General features: G+C 66.6%; 4 protein-coding genes and 1 pseudogene. 3 read left to right on the top strand and 2 right to left on the bottom strand.

Annotation, left to right across the window (positions count from 1 at the left end; all coding sequences use genetic code 11):
• A pseudogene (locus AC1D00_RS22915) lies at positions 1-93 on the bottom strand (PAQR family membrane homeostasis protein TrhA); the annotation flags it as partial.
• A gap of 178 nt (positions 94-271) precedes the next feature.
• On the opposite strand from AC1D00_RS22915, the gene AC1D00_RS22910 reads away from it, so the two are divergent.
• Entirely contained in the window at positions 272-1,741 is a 1,470-nt protein-coding gene (locus AC1D00_RS22910) for a YcjX family GTP-binding protein (protein WP_477012214.1), read from the top strand.
• Entirely contained in the window at positions 1,738-2,766 is a 1,029-nt protein-coding gene (locus tag AC1D00_RS22905; protein WP_477012213.1) for a YcjF family protein, read from the top strand. The genes AC1D00_RS22910 and AC1D00_RS22905 overlap by 4 nt, the downstream gene beginning before the upstream one ends.
• 7 nt (positions 2,767-2,773) lie before the next feature.
• Here the strand turns inward: AC1D00_RS22905 and AC1D00_RS22900 are convergent, their stop codons facing one another.
• The gene (locus tag AC1D00_RS22900) at positions 2,774-4,291 is read right to left on the bottom strand and encodes a glycosyltransferase family 39 protein (protein WP_477012215.1); all 1,518 of its coding nucleotides are present in this window, start codon (positions 4,289-4,291) and stop codon (positions 2,774-2,776) included.
• A 465-nt stretch (positions 4,292-4,756) separates the two neighbouring features.
• Here AC1D00_RS22900 and AC1D00_RS22895 point away from each other — a divergent pair.
• On the top strand, positions 4,757-6,007 hold a 1,251-nt coding region (locus tag AC1D00_RS22895; protein WP_477012212.1), incomplete at its 3' end, for a 2Fe-2S iron-sulfur cluster-binding protein.

The following is a 6,007-nucleotide window of genomic DNA, read 5'->3' as shown; positions in this document are numbered from 1 at the left end:
GATCAGTTCTGCGCGGTCGTAGTTCCAGCCAATCGCGTCGGCTGCGGCATGGACGGAATCGGATGCGAGCTGTTTCAGTTGGAAGACGGTCATGGCAATCCACAAAGCGAGTCAATCTCTCGTTGTATTGGTCTTTCGGGATCGGCGCGTCGTTCAATCGACTGATTTAACGACAAAGGCGGTGGAAGTATGAAGCTTGATTTTCCCCACGCAATTGCCACCTTTGTGAACAGCTTCACGTTTCCGCCCGCCGAGATCCCCTAACGTTCACATGGCATTCAGTTTTCAGGATATGGTCGAAGAGGCGCGCCTGTCGGCCCGGGCGCTGATCGACTATGGCGAGCACTTCTTCAATCCGACGGTAAGGCTCGGGGTCACCGGCCTGTCGCGAGCCGGCAAGACGGTGTTCATCACCGCGCTGATCCATGGGCTGACGCGCGGCGGCCGGTTTCCGGTGTTCGAAGCCTATGCCTCGGGCCGGATCGCTCGGGCGCATCTCGCGCCACAGCCCGACGATGCCGTGCCGCGCTTTGCCTATGAGACTCATCTGCGCGCGCTGGTCGAGGAACGGCACTGGCCGACCTCGACCGTCGACATCAGCGAGTTGCGCCTCGTCATCGACTATCAGCGCCACAACGGCGCCGACCGCACCCTGACGCTCGACATCGTCGACTATCCCGGCGAGTGGCTGCTCGACCTGCCGCTGCTGCAAAAGAGCTACGAGCAATGGTCGGCGGAGAGTCTTGCGCTGTCGCGCGAGGCGCCGCGCGCGCATCTTGCCGCCGACTGGCACGCCCATCTCGGCGCGCTCAAGCCCGAGGCGCGCGAGGACGAGCAGGCCACGCTGACAGCGGCAAAGCTCTTCACCGATTACTTGCGCGCGTGCCGCGACGAGCGCTTTGCCATGAGCCTGCTGCCGCCCGGCCGCTTCCTGATGCCCGGCAATCTCGCAGGCTCCCCGGCGCTGACCTTCGCGCCGCTCGACGTGCCCGTCGGCGGCCGGGCGCCGGACGGCTCGCTGTGGGCGATGATGGTGCGCCGCTTCGAAGCCTACAAGGACGTCGTGGTGCGGCCGTTCTTCCGCGATCACTTTGCGCGCCTCGATCGCCAGATCGTGCTGGCCGATGCGCTCGCCGCGTTCAACTCCGGACCCGAGGCGCTGCACGATCTCGAAGCCGCGCTCGCCGGCATTCTCGATTGCTTCAACATCGGCCGCAGCACCTTGCTCTCCAGCCTGTTCCGGCCGCGCATCGACCGCATCCTGTTTGCGGCGACCAAGGCGGACCATCTGCATCATTCCAGTCACGACCGTCTCGAGGCCGTGCTGCGCCGCGCCGTGACGCAGGCGGTGGCACGCGCGGAAAATACCGGCGCGGCGATCGACGTGGTGGCGCTTGCCGCGGTGCGCGCCACCCGCGAGGCGCAGGTCGCGCATGGCCGCGACAAATTGCCGTCGATCCTGGGAACGCCCGCCGCAGGCGAAAGCGCCGGCGGCGAGTTCTTCGACGGCAACACGGAGGTTGCGACCTTTCCCGGCGACCTGCCCCTGGATCCCGAGCCGCTGTTCAACGGAACGGATGCGTTCCGCGGCCTCGCGACCGGGGCCGCCGAGAAAAGCGACTTCCGCTTCCTGCGCTTCCGCCCGCCAAAGCTCGAACGCGAAGGGACGGACGAGCCGACGCTGCCACACATCCGCCTCGACCGTGCCCTGCAGTTCCTGATCGGAGACAAGCTCTCATGAACGAGCGATCCCCGCCGCGGCGGCCGGCGACGTTCCGCCTCGACGATCCCGGCGTCGTCGTCACCGAGGCCGACGAGACGGCGCGGCTCGGTCGGGCCACCATCCAGATCACGCCGGAGCACGATCCAGCGACATTGCCCGTGCCGATCGCGCCGGCGCTTCCGGCGCGGCGCGGCCTTCCCTGGGGCGCGCTGTTCTGGTCCGGCCTTGCCGGGCTGACGCTGCTCGGCGTCGGGCTCGGCGTGGTTCATCTGATCGAGGATTTGTTTGCACGCAGCGAAAGCCTCGGCTTCGTCGGGCTCGCCTTCGCGTTCGTCACCGCGCTTGCGCTCGCGGTGGTGATCGGACGCGAGGCGTATGGATTGGCGCGCCTCGCGACCATCGAAAAGCTGCATCAGCGCGCAGCCGCCGTCCTTGCCAGTGACGACCGCAAGGAGAGCCGCGTCATCGTGCAGGATCTCCTGAAGATCGCGCACCAGAATCCGCAGCTCGCCCGCGCCCGCGCCACGCTGGAGAGCCACACCGGCGAGATCATCGACGGCGCCGACATGATCCGCCTCGCCGAGCGCGAATTGATGTCGCCGCTGGATGTGGAGGCGCGACGGCTGGTGTCGTCAGCCGCGCAAAAGGTCTCGATTGTCACGGCGGTTTCGCCCCGCGCGGCGATCGACGTGATGTTCGTGTTCGTCGCCGCGCTGCGTCTGATCCGCCAGCTCGCCTATCTCTATGGCGGCYGACCCGGCACGCTCGGCATGATCCGCCTGCTCCGCCACGTCATCGCCCATCTCGCCATCACCGGCGGCATGGCCGCGAGCGACAGCCTGGTGCAGCAGATGCTGGGCCACGGGATTGCAGCGAAGCTGTCGCAGCGGCTGGGCGAAGGCGTGCTCAACGGATTGCTGACGGCGCGACTCGGATTGGCCGCGATCGAGGTGACGCGCCCGCTGCCCTTCGCGGCGTTGCCGCCGCCGAAGCTGTCGGATCTCGCAACGGATCTGCTGCGGAAGAAAGAGGACGAGGAGTAAGTCCCCCTCACCCCAACCCTCTCCCCGCACGCGGGGAGAGGGAGAGAAGGGCCAGCACCCGCCACTGAAACAGCGGCGAGTCCTTCGGCGGGGACAGGTCCGGGGTCCAGCCGGTGAGCTTTTCAAGCACGTAGGTATCCGTCAGTACGCCGCGCCAGCGGCGTTCGACCTGACCGAGCTGCTCGCGCTTCGCAGGGATATTCTCCCACAGCGATAAACGATTGTCCGGCTCGCGCCCGACATAGATGCCGGCATGTCCCTTGATCCGGTCCATGCCGGGATCGCGGAAATCCTGGAAGCGGCCGCGCTCGCTGATCTCGATGACGGGCACGCGGCCCCTGAACAGCCAGCGCATCATGGCATAGGTGCGGTAGTCCGTGGTTGCGATCCAGGTCGCGCCGGTCTCGTCCAGCGCAGCCTGCGCGCGCGCTGCGACCTGCTCGTAGCCGGCCTCGCCGCCGATCGGATCGATCTTGCCGAGAAAGTTCCAGGGCGCGGCGACATAGTAGAGGAACACGATGACGACGAAGGCGATGCCCGAGACGATCGCCGTCTTCGCCCAGAACAGGCTCGACCGGATCAGCCAGGCCGACCAGTTTTCACGCGACAGCATGACGAGGTTTACCGCCGCCGCCGCGAAGCCGACCGGCCACATGAACATCGGCCAGGTATCGCCGACCCGGAGCGTCAGCGATTTCATGAGGAAATAGAGAAACGGCACCAGCACCGCGGTGGACAGCAGGATCGCGACCGGCTCGCGCGTGCGATAGCCGCGCCACGCCGTCGTCACGAGCCCCCACAGCACCACCGGCAACATGACGAAGCCGACGAGACCGAATTGCAGGCCGATGTAGTCACCGGCGGTGCGGAGCGAGATGCCGTAATTGGCGGTGGCGCGCACGCCCTGGAACCGGAACGAGGCCCAGTCGTGCTGCACATTCCAGATCAGGACCGGCGAGAATACTGCGATCGCGACCAGCACCGCGAGATAGGGGTAGGGACTGCGCAGCCAGCGCCAGCGCCAATCCGGCACGAGAAGAAAAGCGGCCACCGCCGGTGCGAACATGACCACGGTGAATTTCGACAACATCGCCAGCCCGGCGAACAGCCCCGCTGCCAGCCACCAGCGTCCGTCATCGCTCTGCGCCAGCCGCACCAGGGACCACATCATCGCCACCGCGAACGGGATCATGGCGACGTCGGGCGCGACCTTGGCCATCAGGAGGCCGTAATAGAGCGCGGCCTCCGGCATCAGCACCGCGATCATGACCGCACGCGCATCATGGGTGAGGCGGCGGACGATGTCGGCGAGCAGCAGCTGCGTCACCAGCATGGCGACAATGCCGCCGAAACGGACACCGAGCGCAGTGTCGCCGAAGATCGCGGTGCCGAAACGGATGAGCCAGGCGATGCCCGGGGGATGATCGAGGAAGCTGAGCGCCGCCTCCTTCGACCAGGTCCAGTAATAGGCCTCGTCGGTGCGCAGCTCGATCGCGGAGGCGTAGACGATGCGCAGCAGCGTCATCGCGGCGATGACCAGCACGGCAGCAAGGATGAGACGGCGTTCGGCGCCGTCTGGCTTCTTAGAGATGTCGGGAGCGATCGTCACGGCCGCGCTTTTCCCCGACTTGGGAGGGGGAGTCAATGCGGGGTGCCCCAACGTAGGTGTCGTCCCGGGGCGCGACGAAGTCGCGAGCCCGGGACCCATAGCCACAGGGAGAAGTCGTGGCGCGAGCTGGTAACCACGAGTCTTCGCCAAACCGCTCCCGGTGGTATCGCGACGAGCGCAAGCGCTCGCGCGGGGATCCCGGATCGGCGCGCGCTTTGGGCGCGCTTGTCCGGGACGACAGCGGAGGCCGACCGCGGCAGCGCGCCTTTGCCCACCCTACGGTTTTGTAACCTTGCCGCGCATGTGATCGGGCAAGCTGTTCGCCGCGGGAATTAAACGCTAGGCTGGCTGTTCTCCTTCATGAACTGATACAACCGAATCATGGCCACCGCTCCCATACACATGCCCGAACTCGTCCGCGCGACCGGCGTGCGGCAGGTGCGGCTCATCTGCGGCGTCATCCTGTTCTCCTATGTGGTCAGCCATTTCCTCAMCCATGCGCTCGGCAACGTCTCGGTCGATGCCATGGAGGTCGGGGTCTACTACCACACCGCATTCTGGCAGTTCCTGCCCGTAGCGATCGTGTTCTACACCGCCGCGCTCACCCATATGGGGCTCGGCATCTATGCGCTGTACCAGCGGCGGCAGTTCCGCTGGCGGACGATCGAGCCGCTCCAGCTCGTGCTGGGCTTAAGCATCCCCGCCCTGGTCATGGCGCACGTGATCGGCGTGCGGCTCGGCCAGACGCTGTACGGACACCAAAAACTCTATCCGCAGGAACTCTATCTGTTCTTCGTCGCGTCGAACCGCATCTGGACCATGACGATCCTGCTGATCATCGCCTGGGTCCACGGCTGCATCGGCATTTATTTCTGGCTCCGCCTCAAGCCGTTCTTCACGCGCGCCGCGCCCTATCTGCTCGCGGCCGCGGTGCTGATCCCGACGCTGGCGCTGCTCGGCGTCTATCAGGGCGGCCGCAGCGTCGTGGTCGAAGCCGACGACGGGGAATGGCGCACGCATAATCTCACCCGCCGCCAGGTCGGCACCGTCGCCGAAGCCAACACGCTCGACCGCATCACCGGCGGCCTCACCATCGGCTATGTCGGGCTGCTCGGACTGGCGCTGGCCGCGCGCGGCGTGCGCGCCTGGCGCGAGCGGCGCGGCGGCATGATCGCGCTGTCCTACGGCAACGGCAAGACGGTGCGGGTCCCCAAGGGCCTTTCCGTGCTGGAAGCGAGCCTGCGCCACAATGTGCCGCATGCCAGCGTCTGCGGCGGCCGCGCCCGCTGCTCGACCTGCCGCATCCGCATCATCGGCGACCATGGCGCCCTGCCCGAGCCGTCACAGCGCGAGGCCTTCGTGCTCACCCGTGTCGGCACCACTGACCCTTCGATCCGCCTCGCCTGCCAGCTGCGGCCGACGTCGGATCTCTCCTTCTTCCAGCTCTTCACCTCGCACACCCTGTCAGCGACTGCTTCGACGCCGGCCCGAATCGGCCAGGAGCGCTATCTCGTCAGCCTGTTCGTGGACATGCGCGGCTCGACGCAGCTCGCCGAGAAGCGGCTGCCGTTCGACACCGTCTTCATCGTCAACCGCTTCCTCGGCGCGGTCTCGCAGGCCGTGGTCGAGAAC

Source organism: Bradyrhizobium sp. P2_E8 (genome assembly GCF_056403875.1).
Note: the sequence above shows the minus strand (reverse complement) of the source record. Positions and strands in the feature narration are given on the sequence as shown.

Bases quoted from the DNA above. Each gene is read 5' to 3' on its own strand.
- AC1D00_RS22910 (WP_477012214.1), top strand. From the start codon at position 272: ATGGCATTCAGTTTTCAGGATATGGTCGAAGAGGCGCGCCTGTCGGCC.
- AC1D00_RS22900 (WP_477012215.1), bottom strand. From the start codon at position 4,291: ATGACGCTGCTGCGCATCGTCTACGCCTCCGCGATCGAGCTGCGCACC.